This is a genomic window from Geodermatophilus sp. SYSU D00879 (assembly GCF_054050375.1).
The window spans coordinates 40898-56670 of the sequence record NZ_JBJGZF010000012.1 but is presented as its reverse complement, the minus strand read 5'-3'; the positions used below and the strand labels follow the sequence as shown (position 1 = coordinate 56670).

The window sequence follows — 15773 nt, the reverse complement described above, 5'->3', positions numbered from 1 at the left end:
GGCGGCCGTGTCCGGGCGCGGAGGTCAGGCGGCGGGCGCCAGCGGTGGTGGCCGCAGCGGTGCCGGCATGGTGATCTCGGTGCCGTCGGGGCGCCAGGTGCGCCATCGGCCGTCCGGTTGCCGCTCGACGCGGAAGCCGTGGTGGACCTCGGTGTGGTGGCGTTCGCACAAGAGCGCCGAGTTCTCCAGCGACGTCTCACCGCCGTCGAGCCAGTGCACCAGGTGGTGGGCGTCGCACCACCAGGTCGGGGCGTCGCAGCCGGTGAAGACGCAGCCGCCGTCCCGGACCTCCACGGCGCGGCGGATGCCCCGGGTGGCCAGCCGGTGGTCCCGGCCCACGTCGAGCGGCACGCCGTCGGGCCCCATGACCACCCGGGCGATCGCGCCGTTGCAGGCCAGCCAGCGGGCCCGGGCGGCGGAGACGAGCGCGCCGGAGCCGAGCTCCGCGCTGCCCCTCCCAGCCGCGAGGTCCTCGACATCGACCTTCACGACGACCTGCGGCTTCACCCCGCGCAGCACCGGCACCCCACCGGTGGCCAGCACGTTGTCGGCCACCTGGACGAGGGCATCGCCGAGGCGCTGGGCGCGGGTGCGCTCGTCACCGGCGGGGCGGTCGGCCTGCACGTGGGCCTCGAGGGCGGTCTGCAGCTTCTCCCCGCCGACCGCGTCCAGGTGGCCGCGGATGGTCAGCGACCCGTCGGCGTGCTTCGACAGGGTCAACGACCGGCCCTCGGTGGGGTCCGGCTCGGGTCCGTCGGGGTGCAGGTCGTTCAGGTAGTGCTCGACGACCTGCACCAGGTCCCGGTGGTCCCGCTCGGCGGCGACTCCGGTGAGGACCGCGTCGATGACGGCCAGGTCCACCCCGGCCGCCGCAGCTGCGGTGAGGCGTTCGGGCGTCACCGCCCGCGCCGCGACGGCGACCTGCTCGGCGGACGCCAGCCCGGCGTCGTGCGCCTCGGCCAGCGCCGGCAGGTGCTCCAGCGCCCGGCCGTTGCGCACCAGCCGGGAGGCCTCCGCCGTCGACAGCCGGCAGTGCCCGCGCAGCCAGGAGGCCATCGACCTCAGGCCGTCCCGCTCCGGTGCCTGGGAGAGCTCGGCCGCCCGTACGGCCCGGGCGAGTCCGGCGTCGATCCGGTTGCGCTCGGCGACCAGCGCGGCGACGTCGTCGAGGACGTCCCCGCCACTGCTCAGCTCACCCGAACACATGACCGAAGTCTAGTGGATCCGGCGGCCTCGCGCGGCGTGAATTCCCAGGTCAGAAGGCTGTCCACAGATCTCGCGAGACCCTGGACAGGGCGGGGAGGTCGACCCGTGTGAACGGCGGGTCGGGCCGGGTCCCGCCCGACGCACCGCCGCCCAGAACGGAGGGACACCGCCGGCGCAGCACGAGGACCGCTGGGCCGGGCTGCCGGGATGTGGTGGGGTGAGCCGGTGAGCGTGCCGCCCATGACCGCCTGGCCGCAGACGGAACCGGCGGAGGTGGAGCTCGTCCGCGGCGATGCCCGCCTCGCCGTCGACCTGCGCGGCGGCGGGCTGCGCGCCCTCACCGCCGGCGGCTGGGACGTCCTCGACGGCTATCCCGCCGGCACGGTGCCCGTCGGACGGCGCGGCGGTGTCCTGCTGCCCTGGCCCAACCGGCTGCGCGACGGGCAGTGGACCTGGCAGGGGCAGCGGCTCCAGCTCGACGTCGCCGCGCCCGGCAAGCCCGCCACGCACGGCCTGGTCACCTGGCAGCGCTGGGAGGTGCTGGCCCGCCACTCCGACGCGGTCACCGTCGGGACCGTCGTCGAGGCCCGCCCCGGCTACCCGTTCCGCCTCGCGGCCGCCCTCGACCACCTCCTCGCCGAGGACCGGCTCACCGTCACCGTCCGGGTCCGCAACGCCGGGGACCGGCCCGCGCCGTTCGGCGTCGGCATGCACCCCTACCTGTCGGTCGGGGCGGGCGCCGACGGAGGCATCCGCGACGCCGAGCTCACCGTCCCGGCGCGCACCGCCCTCGACCTCGACGGCGGCCTGCCCACCGGCACCCGCCGGCCCTTCGACGGCGCGGTCGGCCGGATCGGCGAGCGCGCCCTCGACGACGCCGTCACCGACCTCGACCGCGACGACGACGGCTGGGCGCGGGTCCGGCTGCGCGGCGCCGCGGGCACGCTCGAGCTCGCCGTCGACCGGTCCTGGCCGTGGCTGCAGGTCTACAGCGGCGACACGCTGCCCGAGGGCCAGCGCCGGCGCAGCCTCGCCGTCGAGCCGATGACCTGCCCGCCGAACGCGCTGGCCGACGACGCCGACCTCGTCGTCCTCGACCCGGGGGAGACCTGGTCCGGCACGTGGACGCTGTCCTGGACGGCGGCCTGAGGTGCGGGTGCAGGAGCTCTGGCGCTACCCGGTGAAGTCGCTGCAGGGCGAGCGGCTCGACGCCGTCGACGTCGGCCCCGAGGGACTGGCCGGAGACCGCCGGTGGGCGCTGTTCGACCGGTCCACCGGCTTCGGCCTCACCGCCCGCCGCGTCCCCGACCTGCTGTTCGCCTCCGGCCGGCTGCGCACCGACGGCGGCGTCGAGGTGGTCCTGCCCGACGGCACGGTCACCGCCGACGACGCGGTCCTCTCCGACTGGCTCGGGAAGCCGGTGGCCCTGCGCGCGGCGGAGGCCGTCCGGGGCCCGCGGCAGTACGAGGACCCGGTCGACGACGAGGACGGCGGCCCGTGGGACGCCTGGGAGGGCGCGTCCGGTGCCTTCCACGACAGCTCGCGGATCCGCGTCTCCCTCGTCTCCACCGGCACGCTCGGCACCTGGGACCGGCGGCGGTTCCGCGCCAACGTGCTGCTCGACGGCGCGGGCGAGGACGACCTGGTCGGGTCCACGGTGCGGCTGGGCGCCGCGGTGCTCGACGTGCTCAAGCCGGTCAGCCGCTGCGTCATGGTGACCCGGCCGCAGCCGGGCGGCATCGGCCGCGACACCGGCGTCCTCAAGACCGTGCACCGCGAGCGCGGCGGCACCCTGGCGGTCGGCGCGCTGGTCCCGGTGCCCGGCCGGGTGGCCGTCGGCGACGCGCTCGTCCCCGCCTGAGGGCACGATCGACGTCGTGCGCACCGTCGAACTGCGTCCCGGTGAGGACTCCATCCGCCTCGGTCAGCTGCTCAAGCTCGTCGACGCCGTGCCGACCGGCGCGCAGGTCAAGGACGTGCTGGTCACCGGCGCGGTCCGCGTGAACGGCGAGCCCGAGGACCGCCGCGGCCGGCAGGTGCGCCGGGGCGACGTCGTCTCGATCGAGGGCGCCGAGGACGTGCGCATCGCATGACCGACGGCGCCGGTTCCACGTGGAACGACGACGCACCTCTGGATGCCGGGTTCCCCGCGACCAGGGACCGCTTCCCGCTGGCCCTGCCGCGGTGGCCGGACGCCGCTCCCGCCGGGCCGGACTTCGCCGCGATCCGCGCGGAGCACGACGTCCCCGAGTCCTTCCCGGCCGACGTGCTCGCCGAGGCCGAGCGGGTCGCGGCGGCCCTCCCGCTGCCGGACGAGGACGCCACCGCGCTCCCGCTGGTCACGGTCGACCCGCCGGGCAGCCGCGACCTCGACCAGGCGGTGCACCTGGCGCGGGAGGACGGCGGCTACGTCGTCCGCTACGCGATCGCCGACGTCGGCTCGGTGGTGGCCTCCGGCGGGGCGCTCGACGCCGAGGCGCGGCGCCGCGGCCAGACCCTCTACAGCCCCGACCGGCGCACTCCGCTGCACCCGCCGGTGCTCGGCGAGGGCGCGGCCAGCCTGCTGCCCGGGGTGGACCGCGCCGCCGCGCTGTGGACGATCCGGCTCGACGCCGACGGCGAGGTGCGCGGCGTCGACCTGCGGCGGGCCCGCGTCCGCAGCCGCGCGCAGCTGGCCTACCCCGACGTCCAGGCGCAGGCCGACGCCGGCACCCTGCCCGACCCGGTCGCCCTGCTGCCCGAGGTCGGCCGGTTGCTGGAGCGGCGCGCGGCCGACCGCGGCGCCATCGAGCTCGGCACCCCGGAGCAGCAGGTGGTGCGCGGCCCGGACGGCGGCTGGACGCTGGTCGCCCGCGCGGACCTGCCGGTCGAGGGCTGGAACGCGCAGGTCTCGCTGCTCACCGGCCGGGTCGCGGCCCGGCTCATGCTCGACGGCGGCGTCGGCGTGCTGCGCACCCTGCCGCCCGCCCGGCCGGAGGACGTCGCGCGGCTGCGCCGGCTGGCCCCCGCGCTCGGCGTGCGGTGGCCGGGCGGTGCCGGGCCGGGGGAGGTGCTCGCCGGGCTCGACGTCACCGATCCCCGGCACGCGGCCTTCCTCGAGGAGGCGGCCGCCCTGCTCCGCGGCGCTGCCTACACGCCCTTCGACGGCGCCTCGCCCGGGCAGACCGGCCACGCCGGCGTCGGCGCCCCGTACGCGCACGTCACCGCCCCGCTGCGCCGGCTGGTCGACCGGTTCGCCACCGAGGTCTGCCTCGCCCTGGCCGCCGGCCGCGAGCCCGACCCCGCGGTGCGCGCCGCGCTGCCGGAGCTGCCCGGCCTCATGGCCGCCTCCGACCGGCGCACCCGGGCGGTCGAGCGGGCCGCCGTCGACGCCACCGAGGCCTGGCTGCTCGCCGGCCGGGAGGGCGCCCTCTTCGACGCCGTCGTGGTGGACGCCGACGGCGACCGCGGCACCGTCGTCCTCGCCGAGCCCGCGATCCGGGCCCGCTGCACCGGCACCGCCCCGGCCGCCGGCTCCCGGGTGCGGGTGCGGCTCACCGAGGCCGACGTCCCCCGCCGCTCGGTCCGCTTCGAGGTGGCCGCGTGAGCCGCGAGCCGTACCTCGCCGACCGCCTGCAGGGCTTCGGGACGACGGTGTTCGCCGAGATGAGCGCGCTCGCCGTCGCCACCGGGTCGATCAACCTCGGCCAGGGCTTCCCCGACACCCCCGGCCCCGCCGAGGTGCTCGACGTCGCCCGCGCCGCCGTCGGCACCATGGCCGACCAGTACCCGCCCGGCCCCGGCACCCCGGAGCTCCGGACGGCGATCGCCGCGCACGTGCAGCGCTTCCGCGGGCTCACGTACGACCCCGACACCGAGGTGCTGGTGACCGCCGGCGCCACCGAGGCGCTGACCGCCGCGATGCTGGCGCTGGTCGAGCCCGGCGACGAGGTGGTCCTGTTCGAGCCGGTCTACGACAGCTACGCCGCGGCGGTGGCCATGGCCGGCGGCGTCCTCCGGCCGGTCCCGCTGAGCCCGCCGCCGGCCGACACCGAGGGCGGCGTCTGGGCGTTCGACCCCGCCGACCTGCGTGCCGCCGTCACCCCGCGGGCGAGGCTGCTGCTGCTCAACACCCCGCACAACCCCACCGGCAAGGTGTTCAGCCGCGCCGAGCTGGACCTGGTCGCGGAGGTGGTCCTCGGGGCGGGCCTGCTGCTGGTCACCGACGAGGTCTACGAGCACCTGGTGTTCGACGGCGCCGAGCACGTCTCCGCGGCGACCCTCCCGGGGCTGCGGGAGCGGACGCTGGTGGTCGGCAGCGGCGGCAAGACGTTCAGCACGACCGGCTGGAAGGTGGGCTGGGCTTGCGGGCCGGCGCCGCTGGTGGGCGCCGTCCGCACCGCCAAGCAGTTCCTCACCTATGTCAACGCCGGGCCCTTCCAGCCCGCGATCGCCGCCGGGCTCGCGCTGCCCGACGCCTACTTCACCGGCATCGCCCGCGACCTGCAGCGCCGCCGCGACGTCCTGGTCGCCGGGCTGCGCTCGGCGGGCCTGCCCACCATCAGCCCGCAGGCCACCTACTTCGCGATGGTCGACGTCCGCGGGGTGCAGCCCGACGGCGACGGCCTGGCCTTCTGCCGCGCGCTGCCCGAGCGGGCGGGGGTGGTGGCGGTGCCCGCCGGCGTCTTCTGGACGGCGGGCCACGCCGACCTCGGCCGCCACCTCGTGCGGTTCGCCTTCTGCAAGCGCGACGAGGTGCTCACCGAGGCCGTGGCCCGCCTGGGCAGGATGTCCCCATGAGGTCCGGCCGGGGAGGCGCAGCGTGAGGTTCGGCATCGTCCAGCACGACATCGTCTGGGAGGACCGGGAGGCCAACTACGCCCGCCTGGCGCCGCAGGTCGCCCGCGCGGCGGCCGCCGGGGCGGGGTTCGTGCTGCTCAGCGAGACGTTCTCCACCGGCTTCTCGATGACGCCGGGCATCGGCGAGCCCGAGGACGGCCCGTCGGCGTCCTTCCTGCGCGCGCAGGCCGCCGAGCACGGCGTCTGGGTGGCCGGCACCTGCCCGGAGATCGCCCCGGGCGCGGACCTGCCGTACAACTCGTTCGTCCTCGCCGGGCCCGACGGCACGGTGCACCGCTACCGCAAGCTGCACCCGTTCACCCACGGCGGCGAGGCCGAGCGCTACCGCGCCGGCGACGGCCCGGTGACGGTGACCGTCGGCGAGCTGCGGATCACGCCGTTCGTCTGCTACGACCTGCGCTTCGCGGACGTGTTCTGGGCCGCCGCCGAGACCACCGACGTCTACCTCGTGACGGCGAACTGGCCCTCGGCCCGCCGGCACCACTGGACGACGCTGCTGCAGGCGCGCGCCATCGAGAACCAGGCCTACGTGGTCGCCTGCAACCGGGTCGGTACCGGCGGCGACGGCCTGCACCACGCCGGCGACAGCCGGGTCGTGGACCCGATGGGCGAGGTGCTGGCCGCCGCCGCGGGTGGCGAGACGCTCGTGCTGGCCGACGTCGACCCCGCCGAGGTCACCGCCACCCGCAAGCGGTTCGCCTTCCTCGCCGACCGTCGGAGGACCCCGCTGCCCCCCGCCGCTCGCTAGCTCGCGGCGGGCCCCTGCAGCGGGGCCGTTCCAGCCCGTCCCGGCTGGGGCGAGCGCGTCTGGTCGACGACGATCTGCTCCCGCCGCACCTGCTCGCTGACCCGCTCCTGGCCCTGCACCACCTCGGTGGTCAGCCGGACCCGCTCGACCGGCACGACCTCGACCGACACCACCGGCCGCTCGGCGTGCAGCACGATCTCCCCGGGCAGGCCCCCGGTGCCGGTGCCCGGCGCGCCGGCGGCGGGCGCCGTCCCGTCGGCGGGCTGCAGCGACTCGCCGGGGAGGTCGGGGGCGTCGAGGGGCACGTGCTCGACGCGGATCTCCTCGCGCCGGATCGGCACGGTCACCTGCACCTCCTCGGTGACCACGTACTTGACCAGCCGCACCCGCGTGGCGGCCACCTGCTCGGTGCCCACGCGCAGCTGCTCCTCGCTGCGCGTCATGGCGCCGTCCGCGGCCGGCGCGGCGTACCCGGCGGCGGGCTCCGCCGGCGGGGGCGGGGCGGCCTGCTCGGTGGTGGTCCGCGTCGTGGTGGCCGGCGGGGGGACCGGCCGGGTCGGCGTGTCCGCCACCGCCGCGCCGGTGACCGGCAGGTCGGTCGCGGGCCCGGTCGCCGCGGGGGCCGGGCCGGTCGCCGACGGCGTCCCCGGCTGCCCGGCCGCGACGCCGGGCGCCGCGCCGGCCGTCAGCCCGTAGTGCTGCCGCAGCGCGGCCTCCTCCTCCGGGCCGAGGTGGTCGCCGCCCAGGTGCGGGGCGGACCGGACGGCGTCCTTGTGCACGGGCACGCTCAGCACGCCGTCGTCGAAGGTCGCCTGCGTGGCCGGGACGATCGAGTGCCGGGTGCCGAACAGGCCGGTGCTCACGGCCACCCAGGTGGGCGCGCCGGTGCGGTCGTCGACGAAGAAGCTCTCGACGGTGCCGATCTTCTCGCCGTCTGGGCCCTGGACCGTGCTCCCGATCGCCGCGGACAGGTCTCGCTCGCTCAACACGGTGCTCGCCTCCTCCGTCGACACCCCGGCTGGCGTCGTTTCCGCCGGGGAGTGCCCGTGCCGGTGTCTTCCGACACCCGGACGCCTACCGTCGTGCGCGGAGGGTCATCCAAGAGGAGGACGACGTGGGCAGCGGACAGCTCGAGGTCGAGCGCAAGTTCGAGACGGGGCCGGACGTCGTCCTCCCCGACCTGACGACCGTGGACGGCGTGGCGTCGATGGGGGACCCGGTCACCCACGACCTGGACGCCACCTACTACGACACCCCGGACCTGCGGCTGGCCCGCGCGCGGATCACGCTGCGCCGGCGGACCGGCGGCACCGACGCCGGCTGGCACCTCAAGCTCCCCACCGCCGTCGCGGGCTCCCGCCGGGAGGTGCACGCCCCGCTGGGCACCCGGCGCACGGTCGTGCCGCGGGCGGTGACCGAGCCGGTGACCGCCGTGCTGCGCGGCGCGCGGCCGGAACCGGTCGCCACCCTGCAGACGACGCGGCAGGTCACGCACCTGCTCGACGGCGAGGGCCGCGTCCTCGCGGAGGTCGCCGCCGACACCGTCACCGGCACCGCGCTGGCCCCCGACCCCGAGAGCCCGGCGACCGTCATGACCTGGCGCGAGCTGGAGGTGGAGCTCGTCGAGGGCGACCGGGCGCTCCTCGACGGCGTCACCGAGGCGCTGGCCGCGGCGGGCATCGAGCCCTCCGCCCTGCCGTCCAAGCTCTCCCGCGTGCTGGCCGACCGGCTCGCCGCGCTCGCCCCGCCGCGCCCGCCGGCCGCCGCGGAGGACGGGGACGGCGACAAGAAGGGGAAGAGGAAGCGGAAGCAGAACGGGCCGACGGCGGGCGAGGTGGTGCTCGGCGCGCTGCGGACCCAGGTCGAGGCTCTGCAGACCGCGGACATCGGCGTCCGCACCGGCGACCCCGAGGGCGTGCACGACCTGCGCGTGGCCTGCCGCCGGCTGCGCAGCATCCTGGCCGCGTTCCGGCCGGTGCTCGACCGCACCGCCACCGACCCGGTCCGCGACGAGCTGCAGTGGATCGGCGCCGCGCTCTCCGGCGCCCGCGACGGCGAGGTGGCCCTCGAGCACCTCAAGTCCGTCGTCCGGGCGCAGCCGGTCGAGCTGGTCCGCGGCCCGGTGGCCGCCCGGCTGCAGTCCACCGAGGTCGCCGACGTCGAGCGGGGCCGCAAGGCGGCGGTCCGGGCGCTGTCGGACCGGCGGCACCTGGCGCTGCTCGACGCCCTCGACGCGCTGCTCGCCGACCCGCCGCTCCTCGAGGCGGCCGGTGAGCCCGCGCACGCCGTCCTCGTCGACGCGGTCAGGCGCACCGGCAAGCGGATGCAGGCCCGCATCGACGAGGCCCGCGAGCGCGAGGCCGAGGACCCGGGCGCGCACGAGGACGAGACCGAGCACGCCCTCCACGAGGTCCGCAAGGCGGCCAAGCGGGTCCGCTACACCGCCGAGGTCGCCGCGCCGGTGCTCGGGGCGCCGGCCGAGGCCCTGGTCGCCTGCATGAAGGAGGTGCAGGACGTGCTCGGCGAGGCCCAGGACACCGTCGTCGCCCGGCAGTGGTGCCTGCGGCTGGCCGCGGCCGCCGTGGGGGCGGGGGAGGACACCTTCGCCTACGGCCGGCTGCACGCGCTGGAGGAGCTGCGCGCCGAGCACGCCGACCAGCGGTTCTGGGCGCTCGAGCCCTCCCTGCGCCCCGCGGTGAAGGCGGCCGTCAAGGCCTGAGACGGCGGGGCGCCGGCCCGGGGCGGGAACACCCCGGGCCGCCCGCACGTCTCCTGCCGTGGTGTCTCCCGCACAGCCGAAGCGAGGTCCGTCCTGTCCCTGATCGGTCTGCTCGGTTTCGGGACGGTCGTCCTGCTCGCCCTGCTCCTCCTGCACGCCTACCTCTGGTGGCGCCTGGTCAGGAGCACCACCCGGCCCGGCCGGGCGCGGCGGCGGCTCACCGCCCTCACCGTGGTGCTCGCCCTGCTGCCCGCCGCCGCGGTGCTGCTGCGCCGCACGCTGCCCCTGGACGCCGCCGCACCGCTGGACTGGGTCGCCTACACCTGGCTCGGGATCGCCTTCTACGCGTTCCTCGCGCTGCTCGTGCTGGAGCCGGTCCGCCTGGTGCTGCGCCGCTGGACCCGCCGGCCCCCGGTCCCCGTCGCCGCCCCGGCCGCGCCGGCACCGGTCCCCGCCGTCGGCCCGGACCCGGAGCCGGCCCCGCGGCCGGAGGACCGCGAGGTCGTCGCCGACCCCTCCCGCCGGCTGTTCCTCGCCCGCTCGCTGGCCGTCACCGCCGGCGCGGTGGCGCTGGGCACCGCGGGCACCGGCGTCCACCTCGCCAACTCCGCGCCCGTCGTCCGCCGGGTGCCGGTCACCCTGCCGCGGCTTGACCCGGCGCTCGACGGCCTGCGGATCGTCACCTTCTCCGACGGCCACCTGTCGGCCACCTACGGCGGGCGGCGCTTCGAGCGGCTGGTCGAGATCGTCAACTCCCAGCGCCCCGACGTCGTGGCGATCGTCGGCGACCTGGTCGACGGCGAGGTCGACGAGCTGCGCGAGGAGGTCGCGCCGCTGGCCGACCTGGTCAGCGAGCAGGGCGTCTTCTTCGTCACCGGCAACCACGAGTACTTCGTCGACACCACCGCTTGGCTGCGGCACCTGCCCACCCTCGGCGTCGAGGTGCTGCGCAACGAGCGGGTGCCGATCACCCGCGGCGGCGCGTCGTTCGACCTGGCCGGCATCGACGACCGCACCGCGGCCGGCTCGGGCGTCCCCGGGCACGGGGCGGACCTCGACGCCGCCCTCGACGGCCGCGACGACGCGACGCCGGTGGTGCTGCTCGCCCACCAGCCGCACATGGTCGACCAGGCGCGGGCCGCCGGGGTGGACCTGCAGCTGTCCGGGCACACGCACGGCGGGCAGCTGTGGCCCTTCGACTACGCCATCCGGCTCGACCAGCCCGCGGTGGAGGGCTGGTCGCGGCACGGCGACACGCAGCTGTACGTGACGACCGGTGCCGGGTACTGGGGACCGCCCATGCGGATCGGCGCGCGGCCCGAGGTGACCGTGGTCGAACTCCGGGCACCGTGAAGGTGGACGTCACCCGAGCGAGAGACGTCTCATACGACATGACGTCCTCAGACGTCTGCTCCCGCATAGTCTGGCGCTCGTGACAGCGGCGACGGCGGGACCGAAGTACCTCTCGGTCCGTGAGCACCTGCGGCGCCGGGTCGCCGCGATGCCCGAGGGGGCCCTGCTGCCCCCGGAGCCCACGCTGTGCGCCGAGTACGGCGTCAGCCGGATCACCCTGCGCCGCGCCGTCGACGGGCTGGTCGCCGACGGCCACCTCGTGCGCGAGCAGGGCCGGGGCACCTACGTCACCCGCCCGGCGATCCGGCACGAGTACCGCGAGAGCTTCGTCCACCGCATCGCCGGGTGGAGCTCGGTGATGGCCGAGCAGGGCGCCCAGGTGGGGACGACGGTGCTCACCCAGCGGGTCGTACCGGCGCCGTCGTCGGTGGCCGCCGAGCTGTCCCTCGACGTCGCCGAGGACGTCGTCGAGCTGGAGCGGCTGCGCAGCGTCGACGGCGCGCCCAACCACGTGGCGCACAGCTTCCTGCCCGCCGCGCTCTACCCGCGGGCCGCGGAGGAGGACTTCAGCGAGGGCTCGCTGTACGACTTCCTGCGCCGGGAGTACGGCGCCGACCTCGCGCACGCCCGCATCGTCGTCGACGTCGGCACCGCCGCCCCGGACGAGGCCGACCTGCTGCGGATCGCCGCCGGCTCCCCGCTGCTGGTCGTCCGCACCACGGTGCGCGACAGCGCCGGGCACCCGCTGGTGCACAGCTTCTCCCGGCTGCGGCCGGACGTGAGCCAGGTCGAGTTCGAGGTCTCGGTCACCGGCCGCTGAGGACGCCGGGGGACGGCGACCGGGACATCCGCTCGACCGGGGGACGGGCCCGCTGGCAGGCTCCCGGCGTGCCGCCCGACGTCGCAGCCGCACTGCGCGCCCGCTTCCTGGCGACCGCGGAGGCGGTCGCGCGGGCGCGGCCCGAGGTGGACGCCGAGGCGGCCCGCGAGGTGTTCCTCGAGGCGGCGACGCTCCTCCACGACGGCCTCGTCCTCGACGACCTGGACGAGCACGACGCCCTCGCCGTCGTCGCCGGGCTCGCCGAGGACCTCGTCGCCGGCGACCCCGGGGCCGCGGTGCGCGCGCGGTCCCGGGCGGCGGCGGAGGACCCGGGGGACCTGCACGACCCGGCGGCCGTGTCCGCGGCCTACCTGCTCGCCGCGGCGACCCTGCAGCTTTGAGCGCGACGTCAGCGGCCGCTGAGCGCGGCCAGCCGCGGCTCGAGGTCGAGCACCATCCGGACGAAGGCCGCCCGGCGCGCCACGTGGCCGAGCACCTCGCCGGTCACCGGCTCGAACAGCAGGTGCAGCGGCAGGCCGGTGCACGGGTAGCGCAGCAGCGCGGCCAGCAGCACCCCGGTCTCCAGCTCGGCGGGGGACACGTCGACGCCCTCGGCCGCCAGCCCGCGGGCGTGGGCGGCGACCGCCGGGCCGAGCAGGGCGGGGACCTCGTCGGGTGGGCCGGCCCCGCACTCCGCCCGGCCGAACAGCAGCGGCACGAGGTCGAAGCCGGCCGGCGCCGGGCCGGCCATCGCCCAGTCGACCAGCACGAACGTGTCCGGCGCCGCGGCGGGGCGGAGCAGGTTCATCGGGGTCGCGTCCCCGTGGGCGGGCAGCACCGGCAGCGCGGCGAGGCGGGCGTGGACGTCGTCGACGCGGGAGGCCAGCGCGCACACCTCCTCCCGCAGGGCCACGACCTCGGGCACCCGCATGACCGGCGCGGCCCAGGTGGCGTCGTCCCGCAGCCAGGGGACCGCCCAGGCGCCCAGCTGCTCGTCCCGGTAGACGGTGAGGAAGTCCCCGCCCGGCATCGGCGGCCACGGCCGGCCGCGGCGGCGGGCGGCCAGCCGGCCGAGGGCCTCCGCGGCGCGCAGGGTGTCCTCCGCCGTCCACGGGGCGTCCACCGGCTCGGCGTCCTCAAGCCAGAGGGTCAGCCGGTCGCCGGGCTGCTCGTGCACCGCCACGACGTCCGGCGGGCGGAGCCCGGGCGGGGCGCACCCGGCGACGCCGGCGGCCAGGACGTCGGCCTCCAACCGCCACGGGATGACCTCGTCCAGGTGCGCGCGGGCGTCGTCGGGCATCTGGGGCGGCAGGCCGTACCGGGCGGCCTGCAGCTCCTTGGCGACCAGGCGCAGCACCACCCGCCCGCCGGACCCCCGGCCCTCGACGGCGACCCGGGTCAGCGCCCGCGTCGACGGCGCGCTGGCGTCGTGCTCCAGCGGGCGGCAGGTCACCGCCTCGACCTCGAGCCCCGGGTCGCCGGACCGGCGGCGCAGCGCGGGCAGCAGCTCGGCGACGGTCGTCCCGCCGGGCAGGCCGGTCACCGCGGACGCCGCGGGCCGGGGCGCGGTGGGAGGTGGAGGTGCACGGGGCGGAACAGCGCCAGCCAGGGCGAGGTCGTCATCGCGGGCTCCCGTGGGAGGATGGTCAAGCCGCTTGTCTGACGGTGGGTGGATGGTGAAGCCGCTTGTCCGATCCCGTCAACCGAGAACGCCCCGTCCTGCTCACCACGCTGCTCGAGCAGGCGATGACCCTGATCCGGGACGACCTCTACGCCCTCAGCGACGCGCGCTACCCGGGCCTGCGCATGCGGCACTACCGGCTGCTGGCGATGCTGCCGCCGGAGGGGGAGCGGCTGAGCCGGCTGGCCGCCGACAGCGGGCACACCAAGCAGGCGCTGGCCCAGGCGCTCGCGCCGCTGCAGGCCGGCGGGTACGTCGAGGTGCTCCCCGACCCCTCCGACGGGCGGGCCCGGCTGGTCCGGCGCACCGGCCGCGGCCGGGAGGTCGAGGAGGCGGTGCGCCGGCGCCTGGCCGACGTCGAGCGGGACTGGGCGCGCCGGGTGGGGGAGGAGCGCTGGGCCGTCGCCCGGGCCGTGCTCGCCGACCTCGCCCCGGCACCCAGCGGCGGGCCCCCGTCTACCGTCGGGACGTGACCACGGCGAGCGGGACCCGGGAGGTGGCCGCGCCACGCCGCCGGGTGTGGCGGGCGCTGGCCGTGCTGGAGCCCTACTGCGCCGTCTGCGACGTCTCCTACGTCGTCGAGGGCGGCCGGTCCGGGAAGGGCGCCCGGTTCGTCTGCGTCCCCGGCCGCCTGCCCGCCGACGGGACCCCCCGCGAGGGCGCCCCGCGCGGGGAGATCGTCGAGTGGGAGGCCGAGCGGGTGGTCACCACCCGGCTCGACCTCACCCCCGAGACGTGGACGACGCGCATCGAGCTCGACGACGCCGCCGGCGGCGCCACCCGGGTGACCATCACGCTCACCCACGAGCCCCGCCGTCCCCGGCTGGCCGACCGGCTGGCCCGCCGCGCCGTGCAGCAGTTCGTGCAGCGCACCGTCGACGACGAGCTGGACAAGCTCCCGGCGCACGTGGAGCAGGTCCCCGCGGACCGGTGACGAGCGGCCGGGGTGTGCGCCGTGATCACGCGGGTAGATGACCTGCAGGCGCGCCCGGCGACCGGCCGGGCGCCACGCACCCACCGGAGGATCGTCGTGATCGGTTTCCTCGTGGCCGGCCTGATCATCGGGGCCCTGGCCCGCCTCATCGTCCCGGGCAAGCAGCACCTGGGCATCCTCGCCACCCTGGCCCTCGGCGTGGTCGGCTCGCTCATCGGCGGGCTCATCGCCCAGTTCTTCGGCACCGGGAGCATCTGGGAGCTCAACGTCCTGGGCTTCGTCCTCGCCGTGGTCGCCGCCGTCCTGCTGATCGGCGTCGCCGAGGGCATCTCGGCCCGCTCGCACCGCGGCGCCGTCCGCCGCTGACCCCCGCCCCCGGGGGCGGCGGCGGGCCTCAGAGCTCGACCGCCTCCCCCGGGGCCAGCCGGCCGTAGGGGGTGGGCGTGCCCGGGCCGCGCTCGCCCAGCAGTCCGGCCATCAGGCCCAGCCCGGTGTCGTTGAGCAGGCCGTCGTGCACGGCGAAGGCCTGGTCGGCGTCCACGGCCCGCAGGTAGTCGATCACCTCGGCCGCCTTGGACCACGGCGCGTGCAGCGGCACCAGCAGCGTGGGCACCGGCGTCCCCGGCACGGTGAACGCGTCGCCGGGGTGGAACACCTGGCCCTCGACCAGGAAGCCCACGTTGCGCACCCGGGGCAGGTCCGGGTGGACCACCGCGTGCCACTCGCCGTGGACCTGCACGTCGAAGCCCGCGACGGTCAGCGCGTCGCCGTCGCCCACCGCGTGCACCCGGCTCCCGGGGCCGTCCAGCCGCTCCGCGACGGACGGGTTCGTCCACACCTCCAGCGCCGGGTCGACCTCCAGCGCCGCACGCAGCCGGTCGGCGACGAAGTGGTCGGGGTGCTCGTGCGTCACCAGCACCGCGGTCGCCCCCTCGAGCGCCGCCGGGTCGGTGAAGGCGCCCGGGTCGACGACCAGCCGCCGGTCGCCGTCACTGATCACGACGCAGGCGTGCCCGTGCTTCGTCAGCTCCACGGGGCCATCCTGCCGTCGCCCCCGCGGGCCCGCCGTCTCACCCGGGTGGGTGACACCGCGGCGGCCCGGCTCCCGGGGGCCGGGCGCCCTGTCGACCCTCGCTGCATGGCCCCCACCGCCGCCCCGACCGCCCCCACCGCGTTCGCCGCGACCGCCTACGTCGCCGCCCGCAGCCGCGCCCACGGCCCGACCGCCGCCCTGTGGCACGCCGTCGAGCTGCACCGCGCGGCGTCCGAGGTCGACGGCGCCTGCGAGCTCACCCTCTGCGGCACGCTCGCCCGCGTCACCCTCGACGAGGACTGGCCGACGTCGGCCCGCGACGTCTGCGGCCCCTGCACCACCCTGAGCCGGGCCTGAGGGCCGCGACGGAGGGCCTTCTTCGGCTCCCCGGCCGCGTCCCGGGTCCCACCCCGAGCGTGCGAGGGGTGGGGAGGACGGGG

The 15773-nt window shown here is 77.2% G+C and carries 18 protein-coding genes; 14 read left to right on the top strand and 4 right to left on the bottom strand.

All coding sequences use genetic code 11. The features are described from left to right. Nucleotides 1-24: 24 nt before the first annotated feature. Nucleotides 25-1206 carry a DUF222 domain-containing protein gene (locus ACI79B_RS15890; protein ID WP_456927756.1) on the bottom strand — a complete coding sequence of 394 codons (1182 nt, stop codon included), beginning with the start codon at nucleotides 1204-1206 and terminating at the stop codon, nucleotides 25-27. 240 nt (nucleotides 1207-1446) lie between these two features. On the opposite strand from ACI79B_RS15890, the gene ACI79B_RS15885 reads away from it, so the two are divergent. The 6 genes from ACI79B_RS15885 to ACI79B_RS15860 are packed head-to-tail and all read left to right on the top strand — an operon-like array spanning nucleotide 1447 to nucleotide 6793. Next, entirely contained in the window at nucleotides 1447-2355 is a 909-nt protein-coding gene (locus ACI79B_RS15885; protein ID WP_456927757.1) for an aldose epimerase family protein, read from the top strand. 7 nt (nucleotides 2356-2362) lie between these two features. Next, nucleotides 2363-3067 (top strand): MOSC domain-containing protein, encoded by a 705-nt coding sequence (locus tag ACI79B_RS15880; RefSeq protein ID WP_456927758.1) that lies wholly within the window; start codon nucleotides 2363-2365, stop codon nucleotides 3065-3067. Between the two features lie 16 nt (nucleotides 3068-3083). Then, complete coding sequence (locus tag ACI79B_RS15875; RefSeq protein ID WP_456927759.1) at nucleotides 3084-3299, top strand: RNA-binding S4 domain-containing protein; 216 nt, start codon at nucleotides 3084-3086, stop codon at nucleotides 3297-3299. Then, the gene (locus tag ACI79B_RS15870; protein ID WP_456927760.1) at nucleotides 3296-4792 is read left to right on the top strand and encodes an RNB domain-containing ribonuclease; all 1497 of its coding nucleotides are present in this window, start codon (nucleotides 3296-3298) and stop codon (nucleotides 4790-4792) included. Before ACI79B_RS15875 ends, ACI79B_RS15870 begins: the two co-directional genes overlap by 4 nt. Beyond that, on the top strand, nucleotides 4789-5985 hold the full coding sequence (locus ACI79B_RS15865; RefSeq protein WP_456927761.1) for a pyridoxal phosphate-dependent aminotransferase: 1197 nt from the start codon (nucleotides 4789-4791) through the stop codon (nucleotides 5983-5985). The genes ACI79B_RS15870 and ACI79B_RS15865 overlap by 4 nt, the downstream gene beginning before the upstream one ends. 22 nt (nucleotides 5986-6007) lie before the next feature. After that, nucleotides 6008-6793: a nitrilase-related carbon-nitrogen hydrolase gene (locus ACI79B_RS15860; RefSeq protein WP_456927762.1), complete on the top strand. Its 786-nt coding sequence runs from the start codon at nucleotides 6008-6010 to the stop codon at nucleotides 6791-6793. On the opposite strand, the gene ACI79B_RS15855 is transcribed toward ACI79B_RS15860, so the two are convergent. Beyond that, nucleotides 6790-7782: a PRC and DUF2382 domain-containing protein gene (locus ACI79B_RS15855; RefSeq protein WP_456927763.1), complete on the bottom strand. Its 993-nt coding sequence runs from the start codon at nucleotides 7780-7782 to the stop codon at nucleotides 6790-6792. The two genes, ACI79B_RS15860 and ACI79B_RS15855, sit on opposite strands and share 4 nt — an antisense overlap. A gap of 125 nt (nucleotides 7783-7907) precedes the next feature. On the opposite strand from ACI79B_RS15855, the gene ACI79B_RS15850 reads away from it, so the two are divergent. The 4 genes from ACI79B_RS15850 (at nucleotide 7908) to ACI79B_RS15835 (ending at nucleotide 12086) form a co-directional block, all read left to right on the top strand. Continuing rightward, on the top strand, nucleotides 7908-9512 hold the full coding sequence (locus ACI79B_RS15850) for a CYTH and CHAD domain-containing protein (protein ID WP_456927764.1): 1605 nt from the start codon (nucleotides 7908-7910) through the stop codon (nucleotides 9510-9512). A 231-nt stretch (nucleotides 9513-9743) separates the two neighbouring features. Further along, a complete protein-coding gene (locus ACI79B_RS15845; protein WP_456927765.1) occupies nucleotides 9744-10865 on the top strand; it encodes a metallophosphoesterase in 1122 nt (373 codons plus the stop codon). A gap of 79 nt (nucleotides 10866-10944) precedes the next feature. Next, nucleotides 10945-11685, top strand: a complete 741-nt coding sequence (locus ACI79B_RS15840; RefSeq protein ID WP_456927766.1) for a GntR family transcriptional regulator — start codon at nucleotides 10945-10947, stop codon at nucleotides 11683-11685. A 68-nt stretch (nucleotides 11686-11753) separates the two neighbouring features. Then, nucleotides 11754-12086, top strand: a complete 333-nt coding sequence (locus ACI79B_RS15835; RefSeq protein ID WP_456927767.1) for a hypothetical protein — start codon at nucleotides 11754-11756, stop codon at nucleotides 12084-12086. A gap of 8 nt (nucleotides 12087-12094) precedes the next feature. On the opposite strand, the gene ACI79B_RS15830 is transcribed toward ACI79B_RS15835, so the two are convergent. Further along, a complete protein-coding gene (locus ACI79B_RS15830) occupies nucleotides 12095-13228 on the bottom strand; it encodes a hypothetical protein (RefSeq protein WP_456927768.1) in 1134 nt (377 codons plus the stop codon). A gap of 143 nt (nucleotides 13229-13371) precedes the next feature. On the opposite strand from ACI79B_RS15830, the gene ACI79B_RS15825 reads away from it, so the two are divergent. The 3 genes from ACI79B_RS15825 to ACI79B_RS15815 all read left to right on the top strand — a co-directional run bounded on the left by ACI79B_RS15825 (nucleotide 13372) and on the right by ACI79B_RS15815 (nucleotide 14666). Continuing rightward, entirely contained in the window at nucleotides 13372-13839 is a 468-nt protein-coding gene (locus ACI79B_RS15825; RefSeq protein ID WP_456927769.1) for a MarR family winged helix-turn-helix transcriptional regulator, read from the top strand. Continuing rightward, nucleotides 13836-14300, top strand: coding sequence for an SRPBCC family protein (locus ACI79B_RS15820; protein ID WP_456927770.1), 465 nt, complete (start codon nucleotides 13836-13838; stop codon nucleotides 14298-14300). The genes ACI79B_RS15825 and ACI79B_RS15820 overlap by 4 nt, the downstream gene beginning before the upstream one ends. 96 nt (nucleotides 14301-14396) lie before the next feature. After that, nucleotides 14397-14666: a GlsB/YeaQ/YmgE family stress response membrane protein gene (locus ACI79B_RS15815; protein ID WP_456927771.1), complete on the top strand. Its 270-nt coding sequence runs from the start codon at nucleotides 14397-14399 to the stop codon at nucleotides 14664-14666. A 28-nt stretch (nucleotides 14667-14694) separates the two neighbouring features. Here the strand turns inward: ACI79B_RS15815 and ACI79B_RS15810 are convergent, their stop codons facing one another. Then, on the bottom strand, nucleotides 14695-15333 hold the full coding sequence (locus tag ACI79B_RS15810; protein WP_456927772.1) for an MBL fold metallo-hydrolase: 639 nt from the start codon (nucleotides 15331-15333) through the stop codon (nucleotides 14695-14697). 105 nt (nucleotides 15334-15438) lie between these two features. On the opposite strand from ACI79B_RS15810, the gene ACI79B_RS15805 reads away from it, so the two are divergent. Beyond that, the gene (locus ACI79B_RS15805; protein ID WP_456927773.1) at nucleotides 15439-15690 is read left to right on the top strand and encodes a hypothetical protein; all 252 of its coding nucleotides are present in this window, start codon (nucleotides 15439-15441) and stop codon (nucleotides 15688-15690) included. Nucleotides 15691-15773 lie beyond the last annotated feature (83 nt).